Here is a 22,509-nt window from a genome sequence, read left to right as displayed (position 1 = left end):
TAACTAACTAAACAACTAAAATACACATGGCTAATATCGCAGTAGATAGTGTGAAGGATCGGACATTTGATGCCATTGTCATCGGATCCGGTGCAAGCGGCGGGTGGGCTGCTAAGGAATTTACAGAGAAAGGCTTGAAAACACTGGTGTTGGAGCGGGGGCGTGATGTTGTGCACGTGAAGGATTATCCCACGACCAACCTCTATCCCTATGAGTTGGAACATCGAGGGGAAATGACCTTTCAGGATAGGCAGTTGAACCCGATAGCCAATCGTTGTTATGCCTATCGTGAAGATTCAGCGCATTTTTTCGTGAAAGACGAAGAGCATCCCTATATACAAGATAAAGAATTTGATTGGCTAAGAGGATATCAGGTGGGGGGAAAATCGTTGCTTTGGGCCCGCCAAACACAACGATGGAGCGCGTACGATTTTGAAGGCCCCGCTCGTGACGGGTTTGCAGTGGATTGGCCGATACGCTACAACGATATTGCTCCTTGGTATAGCTATGTGGAGCGTTTTGTGGGCATTTCGGGCAATCGGGACGGCGTGGCCACACTACCGGATGGCGAATTTTTGCCCGCATACCCGCTCAACGCAGCAGAAGACCATTTCCGGAAAGCCGTGGATAACCATTATAAAGGGCGCCATGTGATCAGCGCTCGGTGTGCCCATCTTTCGCAGCCACAGCCAATCCATATTCAGCAAGGCCGGGTGCAATGCCAAAATCGCACCCTGTGCCAGCGCGGGTGCCCTTTTGGGGGATATTTTAGCAGCAATTCATCCACCTTACCTTGGGCGCAGAAAACTGGTAACCTTACGTTAAGACCCTTTTCGGTTGTGCATTCCATCTTGTACGACAAGGATACGGGCAAGGCTACCGGCGTGAAAATAGTGGATACCAATAGCAAAGAAGAGCTGGAGTTTTATGCTAAAGTCATTTTCGTAAATGCTTCGACCCTAAATACCAATTTGATTTTGCTAAACTCTACCTCTGAACGTTTCCCCAATGGATTGGGGAATGACAATGGGTTATTAGGCAAATATGTTGCATTTCACAACTATACAGCGCGTATCAGTGCTGAATATGACGGGCTGCTGCAATATAAAACGGATGGTCGTAATCCCGCTGGTGGGGGTTATATACCAAATTTCAGAAACGTTGATCGGCAGGAAACGGATTTCTTACGCGGATGGGCGGCAGCTTTTGGTGCCAGCAGACAAGAAATGCGGGATACCAACGGTGTCGGTACAGGCCTTAAAGAGGGCCTATTGACGCCAACACTCAGCAATTGGAGGGTTCATTCGCACATGATGGCCGAAACCATTCCCAAGGAAAGCAACCAAGTTTGGCTAGATAGTGACAAGAAGGACGCTTGGGGCGTCCCGATGCTGCATATTTCTGTAGCATATGATGACAGTGATTGGCAACGCCGCCAGGACTACTATGATCGAATGACTGAAATGTATGAGACAGCCGGTTTCACAAACATCCAAACTATGGATGACAATCGCCGGCCCGGCAACGATATCCATGAAATGGGCGGTGTACGTATGGGCCATGATCCGAAAACCTCGCTGGTCAATAAATGGCATCAATTGCACCTGTGCAAAAACGTCTATGTGACTGACGGTGCTTGCATGACTTCTACAGCCACACAAAATCCTACGCTTACCTATATGGCCTTTACAGCACGCGCGGTGGATCATGCCGTAAATGAGTTAAAAAAAGGTGATTTGTAAAAATATTTAACTGTAAAACAGGTATTTGTGTGTTTTGTAAAATAAAGTATACTATTTTAGTATACTTTATTTTATATTTGTATCATGAAAGCAAAAACACTGAAAATGAATAAATCTGTTGCGATCAGCTATATGTCGATGTGTAGCATGGATCATTGAAGGTGCTTTAAGAAATACACTAGCATGAATGTAAAAGCCCCTTCACGTAATGAAGGGGTTTTTTTGTATCAATAGTCTCTTCTCATATCATATAGGTTTATAATTGGTTAGCAAAGCGGACTCCTGCCCATCAGGAGTTCCGCTTTATCTTGAGAAGGCTATTTGTTCAGGAGGTGTCGGCTAAAATAAAATAAGGAAAAGTCATGCGGATATTGCATCTTTGGCTATCGGTGTCGGTGATGCGTTACCCGTTAATTTTACTGCTAAATATGGAGCGAATGCTACTTTTGCGAAAGGTTTTATGGTCTGTAATACTGTTTGTTGGAAGCATTGTGATAAGCTATGCGCAGACGTACAGGGATAGCGTACTCATGCTGCGGCAAGACAAGATGGCGGGCTTTTTGAAGGAACCATCCACACCGTTGAACGAAGCGGATACCCCATATCTCCATTATTACGAGCCAGACAGCACCTATCGGATACGTGCAAGCGTGGAGCTCCTTCATGACGAGCAGCCGTTTAGGATGCCTACTTCCGATGGCACCAGCAAAGCCTATGTGCGGTATGGTAAAGCTCGTTTCCAGCTCCACGGTGAGCCTGTTGAATTGACGTTGTACCGAAGCGCGGATTTGTTTGTCAGTCCTATTTATCGTAATCATTTGTTTTTGCCCTTTACAGACATGACCAACGGTAGTGATACGTATGGCGGTGGGCGATACTTGGATTTGTCGGTGGCCGATATCCGGGATGGCCATATCCTTATCGATTTTAATGACGCTTACAACCCTTATTGTGCATATAGCAGCGGCTACCGTTGCCCGGTACCGCCAAAAGCGAATAATTTGTCCATCGCTATCCCAGCGGGAGAAAAAAAATATACCGGCCCCATGAAACAGCGACCACGCCCGAATGTCCCGCCTAAGCCCCTGACGGAAGCGGAACGGAACTTGATTCGTTCAGGAGACACTACGCAACTGCTACGCGTCATCCAGGATACGGTGCCGGATGAAACGCGGATACTCAAAAGCCTATCGGAAGATATCGATCCCAAGGATGCACTTTTGCCGCTACTGGCTCAGCGGATGTACCTCGCGGTAACGGATTCAACCCATCCAGGTGTGGGTATCGCTGCACCGCAGGTGGGTATCAATCGCAACCTGATTTGGGTGCAGCGTTTTGATAAAGCTGGCGAACCACTGGAGTTATACGTGAACCCAAAAATCACATGGCGCTCTAAATTGTTGCGTAAAGGCGTGGAAGGCTGCCTTTCCATACCGGATACTATGGGGCAGGTATTGCGCAATTACACCATCCGTCTTACCTATCAGGACACTGATGGGGAAGAGCATGAGGAAATGGTTGAAGGCTTTACAGCTGTTATCTTTCAGCATGAAACCGATCATCTTTACGGTATCCTTTTTACCGACCGCTTAGCCGAGCAGGCAGCCGGAACCTACCAGCTCATCAATGGGGAAGTGGATTTGTATCTGGAGAAGCGTTTAAGACGGCAATAGTCTTCGATAAATGAAAGAGATAATAGTCATTGTTGTTTTGATTGGGGCATCATTTGTTCGCTGTATGTCACACCAGCAGCAATCAGCACGCAAACCACCTAATATTGTATTTATCTTGGCCGATGATCTTGGCTACGGCGATCTTGGCTGTTATGGCCAGCATAAGATACATACACCCTACATCGACCGACTTGCTACCGAAGGCATGCGATTTACGCAATTCTATGCTGGGACTGCGGTATGCGCCCCATCTCGGTCGGCATTGCTTACCGGTCAGCATACGGGCCATACGTATGTACGGGGCAATAAAGAGATTCAACCAGAGGGGCAGGAGCCGTTGGCAGACTCTGTACAGACATTTGCCCAGCTGCTACAATCGGTCGGATATGCAACTGGGGCTTTTGGGAAGTGGGGATTGGGTATGGTAGGGACCAGCGGCGATCCGATTCGTAAAGGCTTCGACGAATTCTTTGGCTACAACTGCCAGCGCCAGTCACACCGGTATTATCCCACTCATTTGTGGCATAATGCCGAAAAAGTGGTGCTGGAAGGTAATGACCTGTCGCAGAAGAAACACTATGCACCGGCTATTATTCAAGAAAAAGCATTGGCTTTTATCGAGGACAATAAAGACAATCCTTTTTTCCTGTTCATTCCCACCGTCTTGCCCCATGCCGAACTACAAGGGCCGGAAGATGAACATTACAAGCGGTATGAGCATGCGTTTGGAGAAACCCCGTATAAAGGCAATGGCTACGGGTCGGATGCCACGGTAGGCGGGTATGCTTCCGTGTCTAAGCCCCGCGCTACTTTTGCAGCAATGGTATCGCGTTTAGACGCGTATGTCGGTGAGGTGCTGGACCAATTGGATAAGCTGGGCCTATCGGATAATACGATAATTATTTTCGCCAGCGACAATGGACCACATCGTGAAGGTGGTGCCGACCCGCAATTTTTCAATAGCTCCGGCGGCTTACGTGGTGTCAAACGTGATCTCTACGAGGGTGGCATTCGCACACCGTTTATCGTAAGGTGGCCGGGGAAGGTAGCTGCAGGCAGCATTTCAGACCACCTCGGCGCGTTTTGGGATATCATGCCTACGTTGGTGGAAATTACCGCCGCTCCACAACCCCGTTATACGGACGGACTGTCATTCGTGCCCACATTGCTGGGGCGTAGCGGCCAACGGCAACATCCCTATCTGTATTGGGAATTTCATGAAGATGGAGGTCGGCAGGCCGTACGCATGGGGCGCTGGAAAGGTGTGCGATTGCAGGCAAAGAAAAGTGCCGATGCGCCCATTGAACTTTATGATCTTTCCACCGATGTTATTGAGCGCTACGACATCGCAGATAAGCATCCTGATGTCGTAACGCTACTCAGGCAGGCAATGGATGAAGCCCATCAAGAAAATTCAATATTCCCATTTTATTATCAAGGATCGGAAGTCTACTGACAAACCTTACCGTCCGAAGTCGTCCTGAACCCGTACGATATCTTCTTCGTCCGACGGATTGTCGGCATCGGTATGCTGCCATATTTCAGCAAGCACGCCCCATTCATCAAGCCCTACAAGGCGATGGCGTTCTCCCTGGTTGAGCCGGATGACGTCCCCGGGGTTCAGGATTTGCAACTCATGTTCCTCATCCGTATCACTGGTCACCACACCGACGATGCCGCGTACCACTTGCCAGATTTCCGCGCGGCGGTGATGATATTGCCAGGAAAGGCGTTTCCCGGGAGCCACAACGAGGATTTTGGGGCTGAGTTTGCCGGATATCTTAAGTTCCTGCACATCAAGCCCATTGAAGTAAGTGTTGGCAAACGCTTGGGCCTGCGATTCTTCAATTACAAAGAAACCACCCCAAGGGCGGGTTTGGTCCTGTTGCACGATTTGGAATCCTTGGCCGGTGAGAATTCCTGCTATTTCGTCAAAAAGTTCTTCCTTTGTTTGGTAAGTCATTGGTTTTTTTATTTGAATCGGCTAATATAATAGAAACCTGACAGGTTTTCAAAACCCTATTCGGTTTTAAGCGTTTTTGTTTTCTCACTAAATTCACATCCGCAGCCTTTCGAACAGCCTTTGCTTCCGCTTAGCGAACGCCTTGTCCGCCGAATCAGGTAAACCAATGCCACTAAAAATAACGCGCCGACCGCCAAGTATTGAATCGTAATTGCATCCATCGCTTATTTCAAAAGTTGATATGCTACCAAAGCTGCAAGGTACGCAAATCCGGTCATAAATGTCAATTGTATCAACGTCCATTTCCAGGAATTTGTCTCTTTCCTGACAATAGCGATGGTGCTCATACATTGCATGGCAAATGCATAAAACAACAGCAGGGAGATGCCCGAAGCAAAATTGTATGCTGGGCGATTCGTGTTGGGGTTGATTTCGCTGGCCATACGCTCACGGATGGTCAGCTCATCATCGGTGCCACCCAGGCTGTAGACAGTCGCCATCGTGCTGACGAATACCTCCCGTGCTGCAAAAGAGGATATCAGTCCGATGCCCATCTTCCAATCATAACCCAAGGGCGCAATTGCCGGTTCGATGAACCGTCCCATTGTGCCAAGAAAAGAATATTCCAATTGCTGTGACTGCACTTCATTTTCAAGTGCTTCACCGTCAAGTTCCGGATGTTCCATGTGTACGACATCCGCCGCATTAGTAAATCGTTCGCCTACGCCAAAAGATCCCAATACCCATAAGATGATGCTGATAGCCAAAATGATTTTCCCTGCCCCCAATACGAAACCCATGGTTTTATCCCATACGTTTAATAGCACGTTTCGTATCACGGGGTATTTATAGGTGGGCATTTCAAGGATTAGAAAACTCTTGTAGTTGGTTTTCATCAATTGCTTCAGTATCCAAGCACTTCCCAAGGCTGCCAATATGCCCAATACATACATACCAAAGAGGACAAGCCCCTGTAAATCCAATCCCACGAAACGTTCCTGGGGGATAACCAAGCCAATGATGACGATGTAAATAGGGAGCCGTGCGGAGCAGGTCATAAACGGCGTGACCAATATCGTGATCAATCGCTCTTTATCGTTTTCGATGGTACGGGCAGACATGACGGCGGGAATGGCACATGCTGCACCCGACATGAGGGGCACAGCGCTTTTTCCACTGAGCCCGAAGGGGCGCAACCACCGATCCATCAGGTAGACCACCCGGCTCATGTAGCCCGATTCTTCCATGAGCGAGATGAATACAAATAAGATGGCAATCTGGGGAATGAAGATGACAATGCCACCGATGCCAGTAATGATGCCATCTGTCAGCAATCCGTTGATGGGACCATCCGGCAATCGTTCGCCTGCACTGGCCGCTAGCCACGTAAAGGTACTGTCGATGGCGTCCATAAAAGGGCCTGACCACGTATAGATGGCTTGAAAAATCAGCATCAGCAAAGCGAAAAACATGATGTATCCCCAAAATGGATGGATCAGCAGGTTGTCCAGGCGTGTCGTAAAACTTTCCCGCTTTTTGGCTGGATCTTTCACTACGTTGGCCAACTGGCGGTCTAGCATATTATGCCTCGCCATCGTCTCATGTATCTGTAGCCGATGATAATTGATGTGGTGCTCCCCCCGGATGGCTGTGATTTTGGCAGCTAACGCCGGATCTAAATGTTTGCTATGCTTCTGAGATAAGTACAGCCATGCGATGTAATCGTTGGTATATCCAAGCTGCTCCTTCACCTGTTGGGTAATGGCGGCATATTCCTCCGGTATACTGAATGACGGTGTATACCCATTGGGCTTGTCTTGCAGGGCGGCTTTCAGGGCGTCGATGCCCTTGCCTGAGCGTGCATCCGTAAGCACTACTTTGGTTGATAGTGTTTTTTCCAGCTGGCTTACATCAATGGAGATTCCCGCACGCTCGGCCGCATCGATCATGTTAATCACAAAAATGGCAGGCAACCCCATCTCCCGTATCTGCTGGTAGAGCAAGGCCGAACGTTTCAAGTTGAATGGATCGCCTATCACGACTACCAGTTCAGGATGGTTGGGGTTATTTTTATTGGCGAGTACCTCATAGACGATTTCCTCATCCAAGGACGATGGATGGATGCCATATGCCCCGGGCAGATCGATAAGTTGGTATTTGGTATGCTGATAAGTAAAGCTCCCCGTTTTCTTCTCCACCGTGATACCCGGGTAGTTGCCCACTTTTTGGCGTAGCCCGGTCAGTTTATTGAACACCGTGGATTTACCTACATTGGGGTTTCCCACCAAGGCGATTTTGATCTCGGTCATAGTTTATGATAGGGATTCGATTAAAATAAGGTCTGCCTCGGAACGGCGCAATGCGATGGCATTGGGGTTGTCCTGGATATGGATACAAACAGGCCCGTTGAATGGTAACTGCTGCTTCATCGTCAGCACCACCCCAGGCAAAAGCCCCATTTCATAGATTTTGATGGGCACTTCACCTGCAAGGTACCCAGTGATGGTCGCCATCTCTCCTTTTCTTAAATGATTAATGGATTTGTGCTGTGACATTACATGGATGTTTGCTAATCGTTGCCAAAGGTACTAATTATAATGAATCTAAACATTAGGAAATTGCTTTAGCGAGCAGTGGCAGCAGATATGGAAAAAAATAGTACTTTTGTTTGTTTACCTGCTGTTCTGAGATTGACAGCTAAACCTCCTTCAGCGTTATGGCCGAATTAGATGTGCAAAATACGGCGTTTATGCAAGCGGTATCGTTTGTAAACCAGACCAACCGCAACATCTTCCTCACCGGTAAAGCCGGTACAGGAAAAACGACGTTTCTGAAATACATCCGGCAGCATAGTTACAAGAAAATGGCTGTGGCGGCACCCACGGGCGTAGCGGCGATGAATGCGGGTGGCACTACATTGCATTCCTTATTTTGGTTGCCTTTTGGAATGTATATCGAAGACTATGCACTGGCATGGAATGATGACGATAGCCATATCTACAACCGCCGCCGTCTATTCGGCAAGGTGAAACTCACCAAGCAGCGGCGTGCCCTGCTGCAGGAAATTGATTTGTTGGTCATTGATGAAGTGTCCATGCTGCGCGCTGATACGTTGGATGCCATTGATGCTATCCTGAAATCGGTACGGCGCGATGCACGTCCTTTCGGCGGATTACAGGTATTATTTATCGGAGATATGTACCAGTTGCCACCCGTGGTAAAAGAGCGGGAGCGAGAAGTCATGAATCACCATTATCCGACCCCATTTTTCTTTGATGCCAAGGTGCTGCGTGAATACCCCCCGCTGCTGTTGGAACTGAAGAAAATATACCGTCAAAGTGAGCAGACATTTATAGACATCCTCAACGATATTCGCAACAACTGCTGCTCTACGGAACAATTGGAATTGCTTAATACCTATTACAACCCTGATTTCGTACCGGCTAAAGACGAACCCTATATTACACTCACCACCCACAACCACCGGGCTGATGCGATCAATCGGCGGGAACTGGAGGCTCTTCCAGGTAAAACGACGGCACTGAAGGCCAAGGTGTCAAACGATTTTCCCGAAAGCTTATACCCGGTAGAGGTCGAACTGGAGTTGAAAGTCGGCGCACAGGTGATGTTTATCCGTAATGACAGTGGCGACGAACGCCGCTATTATAATGGCAAAATCGGTTATGTCAAGCACATTGATGAATCGGGTGATGCGTTGATTGTCGATTTCACGGATGGTGGTGAGGCCGTTGAAGTGAAGCGCGAGGCGTGGGAAAACATTCGGTACCGTTATGACAAGGTGGAAGATAAAATCGAAGAAGAAGTGTTGGGCACCTTCGCGCAATTCCCTTTGCGGCTGGCCTGGGCGATTACCATCCATAAAAGCCAGGGGCTTACGTTTGATAAGGCCATTATCGATGCAGGTGGCTCTTTTGCTGCTGGGCAAGTGTATGTGGCCCTGAGTCGCCTGCGCACGCTTGATGGGTTGGTATTATATTCCCGCATTCCAGCGCACAGCATCCGTACCGATCAGCAGGTAGCCCTTTTTTCGAGCAATATGCTTGCAGAAGAGGATGTGCCTGCCCTGTTAGAGGCCTCACAGCGCAATTATATCGGGCATATGCTCCTCCAAGCGTTTAAATGGGACACCGTGGTCGAAACATTGGCAACATTGAGTACGGATTTGACTACCCGTAATATCGCTGATCAGGCCGAAGCCATGCACGTTGTGCAAGCGTTGTTCCGTACCTGTGAAAATTTGCGGGACGTGGCCAACAAATTCAGAAACCAATTAGATGGATTGCTCAATAAGCAAACGCATCCCGATTACGTCCGGATACACGAACGTACCACGAAAGCCGTAGCTTGGTTTTTACCTCAGATAGATGCCGAATTGGTTACAGTACTTGAAGTGCACCTGACCATGTGGGCGATAAAAAAACGCACCAAGAAGTATGTGGAAGCGCTGAAAGAATCGTTGGTAGCTATAAAGCGCAAGCGGGAGCAATTGCGGCAATGCGCCACCATTGCCGAGGCGCTGGTCAAGGGGGATGCCCTGCAAGCGATCGTGACCAAAGCAGACGGGCTGGCCGCCATTGCGCTAGATCCATCCGAAATACCCGGCACGTCCGCAGCCCCAAAAGCAAAAAAGGGCGAAACGAAACGCATTAGTTTTGAGCTCTTCCAGTCCGGCAAATCCATAGGCGAAATTTCCACTGAGCGGGGGCTCACCAGCGGTACCGTCATCGGCCATCTGCTCGAATTCATCGGCAACGGTGTTGAGGCCACCCAACTGGTGGATGCCGCTAAATTGGAAACCATCTTGGACACCTTGCGAAAAAATCCGGGTAAACCTTCATCAGCAATTAAATCCATCTTAGGCCCCGACGTCGAATACCACGAAATCCGAGTTGCCCAAGCCTCCATAAAAAAATAAAAAGCCGAAAACGCCTAAGTCTTAACAAAAGGCAGTGCGATTATTGCATAGATTTCTGTATCTTTAGTGCCTTTTTCAGATACCACAGTTGTTAGATGCAGCAAGTCGATACTACACAGTCTTACGAATTGGTCTATTCCCTTTGCGAACACCCCTATCTGGGTTACCTGATAGAGCCGCATGTGGTACAGCTCAATCCCAATGGTGGGTATTCATTGACACACCGGCGGGTATTCAGCAACACATCAGCAGACTACGCCGATGTATTAGATGAAACCGATCATAAGCTTATTAAATTGCTGGAAGAGGTAGAGCAAACCAATATTATTAAGCGCTATCATAAAAAACCTGTCAGGCCGGTCGATTTTTTCGCTAAGGTGTTTAACCAAAAATTTTTCGAGTACATCCGGCCCAAAATTGAACGTCGGCTGCTACAGGCGCTGGAACTGCTCAAAAACAAACCGTTGTTTTTGATGAGTAAGGATGGATATGCTGCCGAACAGCGACTTGAAATCGCTCCCCAAGCAGCTTCTGTGTTGTTTCACTTCCGGCGTAATGGCGAAGAAACCCGCTATTTTCCTACCCTTAAGTATGAAGGCCATCGCATCGAATTTATGTATAAAGACGCACAGGTGGTCATCAACCAGCAAGCTTGGCTCTTGCTAGAAAACGTGTTGTATCATTTTGATCAACCATTGGAGGGGAAGAAGCTGTCGCCATTTATGCAAAAGCGATACATCTCCGTGGCACGGGTGACAGAGCACAAGTATTTTGAAACCTTTGTTCGCGGATTGATTGAAAAGCACCATGTATATGCGGAAGGGTTTGCCATTGAAACACACCAGCACAACGCGGCTCCCGTCATCAAATTGCTTTACGTTGAAAATGGTACTTCGCAATTGCAATTGAATTTCCGTTACGGTCCTTACCTTTTTACGTCCGGTGGCGAAAATAAGGTGACAGTACGGATGCAGTATGATGAAGCCACAGACCAGTACACCTTCCATCGCATCAAGCGTTCGCTGCAATGGGAAGAAAACCGGTTGCAGGAGCTATTGGGCATGGGCTTGCAGAAGACCAGTACGCTTTTCAGTGATCTTGAGCCCGAGCTGAATGGCGCAGGCACAGTGTCTGCGATGGACTGGCTGCGTGACAACAATGAAGAACTTCATCGCTTGGGCTATGAAATCGTACAGGAAGACCCCAACAAGCGGTTTTTCTTTGGCCGTACGGAGTTGGATCTGTCTGTCAATGAAAGCAACGATTGGTTTGATGTGCAGGCTATTGCCCGGTTCGGTCAGTATGAAATACCATTTACCCAGCTGCGTAACCATATCCTGAACAATGTCAAGGAGTTCATGCTGCCAAATGGCGAGGTGGCCACTATTCCCGAAGAGTGGTTTGCGCGTTACAATCAACTGTTCCATTTCTCGGAAGACAAAAAGAGCATTCGGCTAAGTAAATATCACGTAGGGTTGCTTAGCGATATTTCCGAACATACCGCGTTGACGATGGACCGCAGACTGGCCCAATTAGCAGGGTTTGAAACCATAGCAGATGTCGATGAACCCCGGCAATTCAAAGGCTCTTTGCGACCCTATCAGCGGGCTGGATACAATTGGTTCCACTTCTTGCAGCAATATCGGTTTGGGGGTTGCCTTGCCGATGATATGGGGTTGGGAAAGACCATTCAGACATTGGCCTTCCTTCAGAAGCAGAAAGAGGAGGTAGAACATATAGCGGGACCATCCACCTCCCTCATTGTCATGCCTACTTCACTGGTATACAACTGGCAAAACGAAGCGGACAAATTTGTGCCTGATCTACGCATTTTGGTGCATACCGGTATAAATCGGCATAAAGATGCCGCGGGATTTGAAAATTACGACCTCATCATTACTACATACGGCATCGTCCGCAGCGATGAAGAGCTGCTGAGCGCATTTTATTTCAACTACATCATTCTTGACGAAAGCCAAATCATCAAGAATCCCACATCCAAATCGTTTAAGGCCGTGAAAAGCCTCAAAAGTAAGCACCGGCTGGTGCTTAGCGGTACGCCCGTGGAAAATTCCGTAGCTGATTTATGGTCGCAGATGTCTTTTCTCAACCCCGGTTTGCTGGGGAGCTATCATTATTTCCAGCAGGAGTTTGTGCAGCCCATCGAAAAGAAAAAGGACGAGGAAAAGGCCAGGCGTCTGCAAGCCATCATCAAGCCGTTTGTCCTGCGGCGTACCAAGAGCCAGGTAGCCACAGAGCTGCCGCCCAAATCGGAGCAGGTTTTTTATTGCGCCATGGGGGAGGAACAAGCGGAGCGTTATGAACGGATAAAATCAGAATACCGCAATGCGATATTGGAGAATCTCGGTGACGAAAAGACTAAAACCCCTCAAATTACCTTATTGCAGGGGCTGACCAAGTTACGGCAGCTGGCCAATCACCCCCGAATGGTAGACAGTGCCTTCAAAGGTGAATCTGGCAAGTTCGAGAGCGTTATTCATACGCTTGAAAGTGTACTACGGCGTGGCAATAAAGTGCTGGTATTTTCGCAGTTCGTGAAGCAATTGGTGATTTTCAAGCAATATTTCGATAAACACAGCATCGGCTATGCCTACTTGGATGGGGCTACCAAAAATCGCGAAGAAGTAGTCAAGCAGTTCCGGGAAAACGAAGACACCCGATTGTTTCTCATTTCCATCAAAGCAGGGGGGGTGGGGCTGAATCTCGTGGAGGCAGACTATGTGTTTATCCTTGATCCATGGTGGAACCCAGCGGTAGAGCAGCAAGCCATTGATCGCACGCACCGCATCGGGCAGACACGTAATGTGTTCATCTACAAATTCATCACCAAGGATACGGTCGAAGAAAAGATACTGGCCTTGCAAAACCGTAAAAAAACCATTGCCGATGCGCTTATCACCACGGAGGAAAGCTTCATCAAGTCACTTACCCAGGACGATATCAAGGAATTACTTGGGTAAAAGCCTCTAGCCCTTTTTTCATCCGCGCTACAGTCTCTTCACGTCCCAGCAGCGCGGCAATGTCAAATACATGTGGCCCGAACTTACCACCCACCAGCATGATGCGGAAGGGTAGCATCAGTTCACCCATCTTCATACCAGAGGCATTGATGGCCAGCTTATAGAAGCTCTCCAGCTCGACGCTGTGCCAAGGGTCGAAATCTTCTAGCTTAGCTATCATGTCTGTGAAGAATGCAGTCTTTTCGGTACTCCACTTGGGTTGTACAGCAGGTAGGTCATAACCCTCGGGGCGCTTAAAGAAATAAGACGCTTGCTCCCAGAAATCAGAGGTGTAAGTGAGCCGCTCTTTCACCAGTGCCAGTATGGCCAGGAGGTATTGCTCATTGGTGTCATGGATGCCGTTGGCCACCAATATCCCATAGAGTCCTGGCAGCAAGGCGCTATCATCACTCCGTTTGATCCATTCGTGGTTAAACCATTTGGCCTTCTCAAAATCGAATTTGGCACCGGCCTTGCTGATGCGGTCTATTGAAAACTTCGCTACCAGCTCATCAAGGGTGAAGATTTCCTGGTCGGTGCCGTCATTCCAGCCCAGCAAAGCTAGCATGTTTACAAAGGCTTCGGGCAAGAAGCCCATTTCGCGGAATCCCTTGGTAAGGTCGCCAGTTTTGGGATCATGCCAATTCATCGCGTACACTGGAAAGCCCAATCGATCGCCATCGCGTTTGCTAAGCTTGCCATTGCCGTCAGGCTTGAGGATGAGTGGCAGGTGTGCCCACCGTGGCATGGCATTGCGCCAGCCGAGGTATTCCCACAGGAGGATGTGTACAGGTGCAGAGGGCAGCCATTCCTCACCACGGAAGGCATGGGTAATGGCCATGAGGTAATCGTCCACCACTACTGCAAGATGATAGGTGGGCATGCCATCGGCTTTGAGCAGTACTTTATCGTCTACCAACGACGAGTCAAAGCTCACCATCCCACGGATGAGGTCTTCGAAGCCTATGGTTTCACCAACGGGCATTTTAATGCGGATCACGTGGGGATGACCCTCGGCAAGCAACTGCTCCGTTTCGGAGGCAGGTAAGTTCAGTGAGTTGCGCAATTGTAGCCGGTTTTCGTGGCTGTACTTGAAGTTTGCTTGTGCAGTGCGTTGGATGTCAAGTTCTTCTGTGGTATCGAAGGCATAGTACGCATAGCCATTGGCTACGAGCTGCTCCGCATATTTCCGATAGTTAGCTTTACGCTCACTCTGGCGGTAGGGGCCGTATTGGCCACGATGAATGGGGCTTTCATCCGGCTCGATGCTGCACCAGCGGAGGCAATCTTGGATGTATTCCTCAGCACCGGGTACAAAGCGGGTCTGGTCAGTATCCTCGATGCGCAGCACGAATGTACCGCCATGTTGCTTGGCAAACAAGTAGTTGAATAATGCCGTGCGTACACCGCCTAAATGCAATCCCCCTGTAGGGCTTGGTGCGAATCGCACCCTTACGTTCCTGTCCTGATCCATGGGGCAAAGATAAAAAATGCGGCACCGAAACTACCATTTAAGGTAGAATTATGTATTTTGGCGGTGGCTATAAAATTATCAAGGATGACAAAACAGGAGAACATAACGGCAGAAGGATGAACCTCACTCCTTACCAATACAACCAGCAGCGGTGGAAATTCGCTTTGCTGATATTTGCGGCCCTTATTGCGGGGGCTTCGCTGCTGTACACCAATTATTTGGTGAGAAACCTTTCCAAGTCTGAGCGGACTAAGGCCGAGGTATGGGCGATGAGTACCCGAAATATCATTACCATGCCCGACTTGGATGACGAGGCCATTACGTTTATTTTTGCCGTGCGTGATAGCCTTTCCTTACCTGCCATCATTGCCGATGCGCGCGACAGTATTATCTACTGGCGTGATTTGGATTCGACAAGAACCATTGAATTGGAGGAAAATGGCAATGCAGACTTGCTGTATGATCCGGCATATTTTAAAAGGCAGTTGACTATTATGAAGGAAAGCCATCCGCCGATTATCATTGATCTTCCTGTTGGGGGGCAGTGGTTTGTGTATTATAAAGATTCACTGTTGCTAAACCAACTGCGCTTTTTTCCTTATGTCCAACTTTCGTTGATTGCGATATTCTTGGGTATCGCGTATACGGTATTCAATTCCATCCGCAAGTCCGAGCAAAATTTGGTATGGGTGGGGATGGCCAAGGAAGCCGCCCACCAACTGGGTACACCTATCTCCTCGCTCATGGCATGGCTGGAATTGGTGCGTGCTAAGTTTTATGCAGAGAATGACCCGCTGCTCACCGAAATGGAGAGCGACGTGAAGCGGCTGGAAGTTGTGGCCGACCGATTTTCTAAAATCGGCTCAGCTCCTGTACTGCAAAGCCAGGCTGTGTATAAGGTAGTAGTCGATTTCGTCAATTATTTCAAGGTACGGACAAGCGATAAGATTATTTTTAATGTCTCCGGTGATACTAAGGTGGAAGCCATGTTGAATGTGCCGTTATTTGACTGGGTGCTGGAAAATTTATTGAAAAATGCAGCGAATGCCATTGAGTCTGCCGGTAGGATAGACATCGTTGTTTCGGAGAATATTGCAAAAGAGCAAATTTTTATAGACATTAGTGATACGGGAAAAGGAATCCCCCGCACCAAATTTGATGCAGTCTTCCAGCCGGGCTTTACGACCAGGAAACGAGGATGGGGGCTTGGATTAAGCCTTACCAAGCGGATGATCGAATACCATAAGGGACAGATTTTTGTGAAGGAATCAGAGATAGACAAAGGAACCACATTTAGAATTGTATTACCAAGTAGCCAAACGTATGAACCCGCTGAAATCTGATGAATATCCGGCAATCTATTCCGCCTACATAGAGACCGTCACCGGAGATGTGCTTAAACTGCTCAATGAACAAATCAAGACATTCCCGGCATTTCTGGCCAGCATTCCCACTGAAAAATCCGAATATGCTTATGCCGAGGGGAAATGGACCGTCAAGGAAGTCGTGGGCCACGTTATCGATACAGAGCGTATTATGGCTTACCGGGCCTTGCGGTTTGCGCGTAATGATACGAAAGAACTGATTGGTTTTGAACCGGAAGACTTTGTGGCTAATGCGCGATTTAACGAGCGATCGCTGAAAAGCCTTTCAGACGAATTCGTCTTGGTGCGGAAATCAAACCTGGCGCTTTTCAAGCGGTTGAATGACCATGAGCTGATGCGCAAGGGGATAGCGTCTGAGCGGCTTATCAGCGTGCGGGCTTTTATGTATATTATTGCTGGCCACCTCAATCACCACCGCAATGTCATCCGTGAGCGGTATCTTGGTGAGTGATGGATGATTCAAACGATTGCTCCTCAACTGGGGATCCGGTTCGCTTCGCTGCCGTCTCCAAGGTTTCGTCTGCAACCGCTTGAATCGATGGGATTGTTTGGAATGGTGGTGGGTGATTCAAGCGATTACTCCTCAACTGGATCCGGTTCGCTTCGCTGCCGTCTCCAAGGTTTCGCCTGAGACCGCTTGGAGAATAGCATATATTTTAAACGATTAAAAAAAAATAAAGAATTTTAAAAAAACCTTTTTGCAAATCTTTTGTAATTATAGTATCTACGAAACCATTTCCATGGTTTTATGATACGGTTTAGGTGTAGGAAATGCCCTGATAACTTCAGGGCGTTTCCTATTTTTACCCCTCCGAAAGTTAATCAACCGTTTGCATAATCTTTTTTGTTCCAATTATAGATTTAATTTCATAGTCTTGTAAGAACGAAACATTAACTCCGCCCCCAACATGAGTATCAATGCTACTGCCCCTAAATCAACCACTGGACCGATGGTCATTATTGGTATTCTTTTTTTCATTTTCGGCTTCGTTACGTGGATCAATGGCCCGCTGATCACGTTTGTAAAACTGGCATTTAGTCTAGATACTTATGCCAAAGCATTCATGGTCACGACGGCATTTTATATGGCTTATTTCTTTTTGGCATTGCCCTCTTCCTGGATACTGGAACGCACCGGCATGAAAAAAGGCATGGCGCTGGGGTTGCTCGTGATGGCTGTGGGCGCCTTTATTTTCGGTACTTATGCTACCCAACGTAATTACAACATATCCCTTGCCGGCTTATTCGTTATCGGTTCGGGGTTGTCATTGTTGCAGACCGCGTCAAATCCCTATATCAGCATTTTAGGGCCTATTGAGACAGCCGCACGCCGCATTAGCATCATGGGAATATGCAACAAGCTCGCCGGTATCTTGAGCCCTATTGTCATTAGCACTTTGGTATTCAAAGATGTACGCGATTTGGACAAGCGCGTTGCCGAGGCTGGATCACATGATGCTGCTGAAGCCATCCTCAATGAGTTTGCATCCAAGATATATGCTCCCTATATGGTGATGGCACTCATTTTAGTGGCATTGGCAATCTGGGTAGCCAAGTCGGCTTTGCCGGAGATAAATGCTTCCGAGATAAATGCCGAGCCTGTGGGTGATACATCGTTGGCTAGCGAAAAGACCAGTGTGCTCCAGTTTCCGCATTTATTGCTGGGGGCGCTTTGTATCTTCCTGTATGTAGGGGTGGAAGTGATGGCAGGAGATGCCATCGGAGCCTATGCACAGGGATTCAATATCCCACCGGAAGAGACTACCATTTATACTTCCTTTACGCTTGGGGCGATGTTGGTGGGCTATGTTGTTGGTTTGTTTACCATACCGAAAATCATGAGCCAAGGGCAAGCATTGAGGCTATCCGCCATACTGGGAATTTTCTTCACGGTAGGGGCGTATCTGACTACCGGTTACACCTCCGTGGCCTTTGTGGCTCTTTTAGGGCTGTCAAATGCGTTGATGTGGCCGGCTATATGGCCGCTGGCCATCGCTGGGTTGGGCAAGTTTACCGAAAAAGGCGCTGCACTTTTGGTCATGGGGATTGCTGGAGGGGCAGTCATCCCACAGCTATTTGCCACGTTGAAAGATAGCTACGATTTTCAGTTAATTTTTTTGGTATTAATGGGTATATGCTACCTCTATATTCTTTATTATGCCAAATCCGGCCACAAAACTGGAAAAAAACAAACTGCTGCTAATTAATCAATCTGTCTTGACGACATTTGTGCCTGATTTTCCTGCGCCACGTTCAAACACGGCACAGGAAAACAGGACTTTGTGAAATAACACCTTTAAAACGCAGGGAGTATCGACGTATTATACCTGAATTGTAATATTTAGGTAATGTTGGGTTTTTGTCGATGGGTTGATTTGCCACTCGGGGATATTTCTTAATTTCGAGCCATTGTAAACAAACAACAAGCAGTATGAAGAAACGACTATTTACATCGGCAATCCTTGCCGTTGCGGTTGCCATAAGTTGGCAGCCAGCAAAAGCCCAGCTGAAATTGCCCCCTGCCAGCAGTGCCCAAACCATTACACAGGGGCTTGGCATCGGTACGGTGACGCTCACCTACAGCCGTCCCAATATGAATGGCCGGAAAATATTCGGCGGGTTAGAACCTTATGATACAGTATGGCGTACGGGAGCTAATAATATTCCGTCGCTTACGTTCGATAGTGAGGTGACCATTGCAGGCAATAAGGTAGCCCCTGGTACTTATGGGTTGCTTACGATACCGGGTACCGATGAATGGACGGTGATTTTTACAAAAAACAGCCAGCAGTGGGGAGCGTATTCGTACAAACAAGAAGAAGATTTGTTCCGGTTCAAAGTCAGCCCTAAGCAGCTGGACGAATCGGTAGAAACCTTTATCATGACGTTTTCCGACGTGACGGCTCAAAGCACTAAACTGAATATAGCTTGGGAAAACACACAAATCGGCTTCGATTTGACGGTGGATCAGGACGCTGAAATCATGGCTTCCATTGATGAAGCAATGAAGGGCGAACGGAAGCCCTATATGCAGGCTGCACAATATTATTACGCCAATAATAAGGATATCCAAAAAGCCCTGGAGTGGATGAATGAAGCTGATAAAGCGCCTAATCCAGCTCCCTATATCAAATACTGGAAAGCACGTATTCAGCTCAAGGCTGGAGATAAAAAGGGCGCCGCTGCTACCGCTACCGAAGGCATTGCGATTGCCAAACAGCAAAACAATCCGGAATATGTCCGGCTGAATGGCCAGGTATTGGCCGAGACCCAGCAATAATACCCAAAATCCGGTCTGCCCCAAGCGGACCGGATTTTTTTCATATCAAGTAGGCCTATAGATTGGCATTTAACAGCTCTTCCAACTCTTCATGGCTGATATTCATGTTTACATTGCCATCCTTGGCAAACGAGATTTCCCCGGTTTCTTCCGACACGACCACTGCGATTGCATCACTTACTTCCGTCACGCCAATGGCTGCGCGGTGCCGCAAACCAAAATGGAGCGGTAAATCTTCACTGTCAGAAAGCGGTAACACGCAACTGGCCGTCATGATTTTAAAATCCACAATGACCACTGCCCCGTCGTGCAACGGACTATTCTTCTGGAAAATGCTCTCCAATAACCGTTTGGATAGCTGGGCTTCCAGGTATTCGCCACTTGTTTGATAGTACTCTTCATCATAGTATTTGGCAAATACCATCAAGGCCCCGGTATAGGATTTGGATAGGCTCCTACAAGCATCGATGATGGGTTTGAGACGCGAATGGTTGTCCTGTTTTGCAGCTTTTTTGCTCACAAAGATAGACCAAAGGAAGTTTTTCCGCTTTACGGAGATGTTTTTGCCGATATGGATGAGGAAACGCCGGATTTCCTGCTGGAAGACGACGACCAACGCCAGCGATCCCACACTGATGAACCCGCCGAAAATCTCCGTAAGCAGATGCATATTGAATTGCTTGACAAGGACATAGATGACATATATCAGGCCCAGACCGATGAGGATGTTGACCGCAATGGTGCCCCGTATAAGGCTGTAGATATAGTAAAGGATGACAGCTACGAGAAAGATGTCAATAATATCTAATAACCGAAAGCTAAAGTCGAAATTCTCCATAATTCCCGCAATTTAGGAAATTTATACCTTTGTAAAAAACAATCTCCATGGCAAGACTTTCTGTCAATATCAACAAAATCGCCACACTTCGCAATTCGCGGGGGGGCAACAATCCAGATGTGCTCCAGGCAGCTTTGGCGTGCGAGCGGTTCGGTGCGCAGGGCATCACCGTACATCCACGGCCCGACGAGCGGCACATCCGGTATCAAGATGTGTACGATTTAAAGGCGAATATCCAGACCGAACTAAATATCGAGGGCAATAGTGAAGAGGAGAAGTTCGTCCGCCTCGTACTGGATAGCCAGCCAGCCCAAGTGACACTGGTGCCCGATGCTGCCGGACAGATTACCTCCAATCACGGGTGGGATACCATCAAACATCAAGCTTATTTACAGGATATTTGTGCCTTATTCAAAGGCGAGGGAATCCGTGTCTCCATCTTCTTGGACGCTGATCCGAGGATGGTGGAAGCCGCTGCCCGAACCGGTACGGACCGTGTGGAATTATACACGGAGTCCTATGCGCAGGAGTATCACCACGATCGTGAACGTGCCATAGCGCCCTACATCGCTGCTGCGGAAGTAGCGCAGCAGGCAGGCCTGGGACTCAATGCAGGGCATGACCTCGATTTGCACAATCTCCGGTATTTCAGCCAACATATACCGGGGCTACTGGAGGTGAGCATTGGCCATGCTTTGATAGCCGATGCGCTATATCTGGGGTTGGAAGAGACTATTAAGCGGTATTTGGCATTGGCCACTATTTAATCCCCATAAAAATGCGGTTCCATCGGATCTTGCTCAGGAAGGTGCCATCTTCATCCCAGCTCAGCCATACAAACAGCGCTTTGCCTACGATATGGTCTTCGGGCACAAAACCCCAGCTGCGTGCATCCTCGGAGTTGTGGCGGTTGTCGCCCATCATCCAGTAGTAGTTCATTTTGAAGGTATAGCTATCGGCCTTGCTGCCATTGAGGTAGACGCCATCTGCGCGGCTTTCCAGTTCATTGCCTTCATATACCCGGATAGCACGCTCATAGAGCGGCATGGTGAGGCTATCAAGGGTTATCGTCCAACCCCTTTTAGGCACGATGATCGGCCCGAAGTTGTCGATGTTCCAATGGTACAGCGGATTATTCGGGAATACACCAGGTTCCGCCGTATCACGGTGCCTGATGTTGGGTACGATGCGGGTTACGTTAGCCCAGCCTTTCACTTCCTCATAAGCTTTGTCAGTAAGGAAAAGCTGGTAAGGTTCCCGCGCATACGGATTGGATTCGATACGCATGTCCAGCAGGCGTTGTGGGTTCAACCCGGTGCCATCGGTGTATACGTAATAATCCAATTGACCGTTGGGGGGCACAAATCCCTTTTCGCCATTGACATAGAGAAGCGCTTCGCGCAGCGAAATGGTATCGCCAGGAACGCCCACCGCGCGCTTAATGTAATTTTCGCGCTTATCTATCGGTCTGCTGAAAGGAGGATCGGCCTCCATGGGATAGTTGAATACCACCACATCGTTCCGTTTAATCTCTTGGAAGCCCGGCAGCCGCTTATATCCGATCTTCACGCCTTCCCAATACGCCTTCCCGCCAATAAGCGGCATGGTATGGTGTGCAAAGGGAAATGCGATGGGCGTCATGGGTATCCGGGGACCGTAATTCAGCTTGCTCACAAAGAGGAAATCGCCTACTAACAGGCTTTTCTCCATGGAGCCCGTGGGAATCATATAAGCCTCGATGAGGAAGCCCCGTATAAGCGTCGCAGCCACCACGGCAAATACGATAGCGTCTGCCCATTCACGGGCAACGGATTTTTTATATGGATATTTTTCCCTAAACTCCGGCGAAGTGGATTTGCCCAGGTAGACTACCTTAGGATCATTGCCCCACCAGGGCAATACCACAAAAGGGAGTAGCACGGTGGCCGCGTATTCCCAAAACCGGCGTTTACCGAAAGCTTTCACCAAATCGAGGTACAACCCGAAAAAAATGAAAATATTCACGATGGGGATGAGTAGCAAAGCAATCCACCACGCTGGACGTCCGGTAATGTGCTTGGCGATAATAAATTCTCTATAAACCGGTATGAGGGATTCCCAGCCCGCGTGACCAGCTTTGGCAAAAAGTTTCCACAGGCCAAAATGAATGAGGACAAGAATGATTGCAAAAACGATATATCCCATATAATAGGTTTTTG

General features: G+C 48.3%; 16 protein-coding genes. 10 read left to right on the top strand and 6 right to left on the bottom strand.

Annotation, left to right across the window (positions count from 1 at the left end):
* Positions 1 to 26: 26 nt before the first annotated feature.
* The 3 genes from BMW65_RS02705 (at position 27) to BMW65_RS02695 (ending at position 4,871) form a co-directional block, all read left to right on the top strand.
* Entirely contained in the window at positions 27 to 1,742 is a 1,716-nt protein-coding gene (locus tag BMW65_RS02705) for a GMC oxidoreductase (RefSeq protein ID WP_090602552.1), read from the top strand.
* Positions 1,743 to 2,170: 428 nt separating this feature from the next.
* Positions 2,171 to 3,415, top strand: a complete 1,245-nt coding sequence (gene def, locus BMW65_RS02700; RefSeq protein WP_090602965.1) for a peptide deformylase — start codon at positions 2,171 to 2,173, stop codon at positions 3,413 to 3,415.
* A 10-nt stretch (positions 3,416 to 3,425) separates the two neighbouring features.
* On the top strand, positions 3,426 to 4,871 hold the full coding sequence (locus tag BMW65_RS02695) for an arylsulfatase (protein ID WP_090602551.1): 1,446 nt from the start codon (positions 3,426 to 3,428) through the stop codon (positions 4,869 to 4,871).
* Positions 4,872 to 4,877: 6 nt separating this feature from the next.
* Here BMW65_RS02695 and BMW65_RS02690 read toward each other — a convergent pair whose 3' ends face one another.
* The 3 genes from BMW65_RS02690 to BMW65_RS02680 form a co-directional block, all read right to left on the bottom strand.
* A complete protein-coding gene (locus tag BMW65_RS02690) occupies positions 4,878 to 5,378 on the bottom strand; it encodes a cupin domain-containing protein (RefSeq protein ID WP_090602549.1) in 501 nt (166 codons plus the stop codon).
* Between the two features lie 224 nt (positions 5,379 to 5,602).
* The gene (gene feoB / locus BMW65_RS02685) at positions 5,603 to 7,687 is read right to left on the bottom strand and encodes a ferrous iron transport protein B (RefSeq protein WP_090602547.1); all 2,085 of its coding nucleotides are present in this window, start codon (positions 7,685 to 7,687) and stop codon (positions 5,603 to 5,605) included.
* A gap of 3 nt (positions 7,688 to 7,690) precedes the next feature.
* Entirely contained in the window at positions 7,691 to 7,933 is a 243-nt protein-coding gene (locus BMW65_RS02680) for a FeoA family protein (RefSeq protein WP_090602546.1), read from the bottom strand.
* 161 nt (positions 7,934 to 8,094) lie between these two features.
* Between BMW65_RS02680 and BMW65_RS24750 the strand changes: the two genes are divergently transcribed.
* Positions 8,095 to 10,314 (top strand): helix-turn-helix domain-containing protein, encoded by a 2,220-nt coding sequence (locus tag BMW65_RS24750; protein WP_090602545.1) that lies wholly within the window; start codon positions 8,095 to 8,097, stop codon positions 10,312 to 10,314.
* A 95-nt stretch (positions 10,315 to 10,409) separates the two neighbouring features.
* Entirely contained in the window at positions 10,410 to 13,295 is a 2,886-nt protein-coding gene (locus BMW65_RS02670; protein WP_090602543.1) for a DEAD/DEAH box helicase, read from the top strand.
* Here the strand turns inward: BMW65_RS02670 and gltX are convergent.
* Positions 13,276 to 14,808 (bottom strand): glutamate--tRNA ligase, encoded by a 1,533-nt coding sequence (gene gltX, locus BMW65_RS02665; RefSeq protein ID WP_090602542.1) that lies wholly within the window; start codon positions 14,806 to 14,808, stop codon positions 13,276 to 13,278. The genes BMW65_RS02670 and gltX overlap by 20 nt on opposite strands.
* A gap of 116 nt (positions 14,809 to 14,924) precedes the next feature.
* On the opposite strand from gltX, the gene BMW65_RS02660 reads away from it, so the two are divergent.
* The 4 genes from BMW65_RS02660 (at position 14,925) to BMW65_RS02645 (ending at position 19,473) form a co-directional block, all read left to right on the top strand.
* Positions 14,925 to 16,151 carry a sensor histidine kinase gene (locus tag BMW65_RS02660; RefSeq protein WP_090602964.1) on the top strand — a complete coding sequence of 409 codons (1,227 nt, stop codon included), beginning with the start codon at positions 14,925 to 14,927 and terminating at the stop codon, positions 16,149 to 16,151.
* Positions 16,132 to 16,644 (top strand): DinB family protein, encoded by a 513-nt coding sequence (locus BMW65_RS02655; protein WP_090602540.1) that lies wholly within the window; start codon positions 16,132 to 16,134, stop codon positions 16,642 to 16,644. Before BMW65_RS02660 ends, BMW65_RS02655 begins: the two co-directional genes overlap by 20 nt.
* A 457-nt stretch (positions 16,645 to 17,101) precedes the next feature.
* Positions 17,102 to 18,400, top strand: coding sequence for a sugar MFS transporter (locus BMW65_RS02650; protein WP_090602539.1), 1,299 nt, complete (start codon positions 17,102 to 17,104; stop codon positions 18,398 to 18,400).
* A 224-nt stretch (positions 18,401 to 18,624) separates the two neighbouring features.
* Positions 18,625 to 19,473, top strand: coding sequence for a DUF2911 domain-containing protein (locus tag BMW65_RS02645; RefSeq protein ID WP_090602537.1), 849 nt, complete (start codon positions 18,625 to 18,627; stop codon positions 19,471 to 19,473).
* Between the two features lie 55 nt (positions 19,474 to 19,528).
* On the opposite strand, the gene cdaA is transcribed toward BMW65_RS02645, so the two are convergent.
* A complete protein-coding gene (gene cdaA / locus BMW65_RS02640; protein ID WP_090602536.1) occupies positions 19,529 to 20,311 on the bottom strand; it encodes a diadenylate cyclase CdaA in 783 nt (260 codons plus the stop codon).
* Positions 20,312 to 20,358: 47 nt separating this feature from the next.
* Between cdaA and BMW65_RS02635 the strand changes: the two genes are divergently transcribed.
* Positions 20,359 to 21,078, top strand: coding sequence for a pyridoxine 5'-phosphate synthase (locus tag BMW65_RS02635; protein WP_090602535.1), 720 nt, complete (start codon positions 20,359 to 20,361; stop codon positions 21,076 to 21,078).
* Here the strand turns inward: BMW65_RS02635 and lepB are convergent.
* Positions 21,071 to 22,495: a signal peptidase I gene (lepB, locus tag BMW65_RS02630; protein ID WP_090602533.1), complete on the bottom strand. Its 1,425-nt coding sequence runs from the start codon at positions 22,493 to 22,495 to the stop codon at positions 21,071 to 21,073. The two genes, BMW65_RS02635 and lepB, sit on opposite strands and share 8 nt — an antisense overlap.
* Between the last annotated feature and the right edge of the window lie 14 nt (positions 22,496 to 22,509).

It is taken from the genome of Parapedobacter koreensis, from assembly GCF_900109365.1.
Taxonomy (GTDB): domain Bacteria; phylum Bacteroidota; class Bacteroidia; order Sphingobacteriales; family Sphingobacteriaceae; genus Parapedobacter; species Parapedobacter koreensis.
The sequence above is the reverse complement of the archived record's forward strand: the minus strand, read 5'-3'. Positions and strand labels throughout refer to the sequence as shown.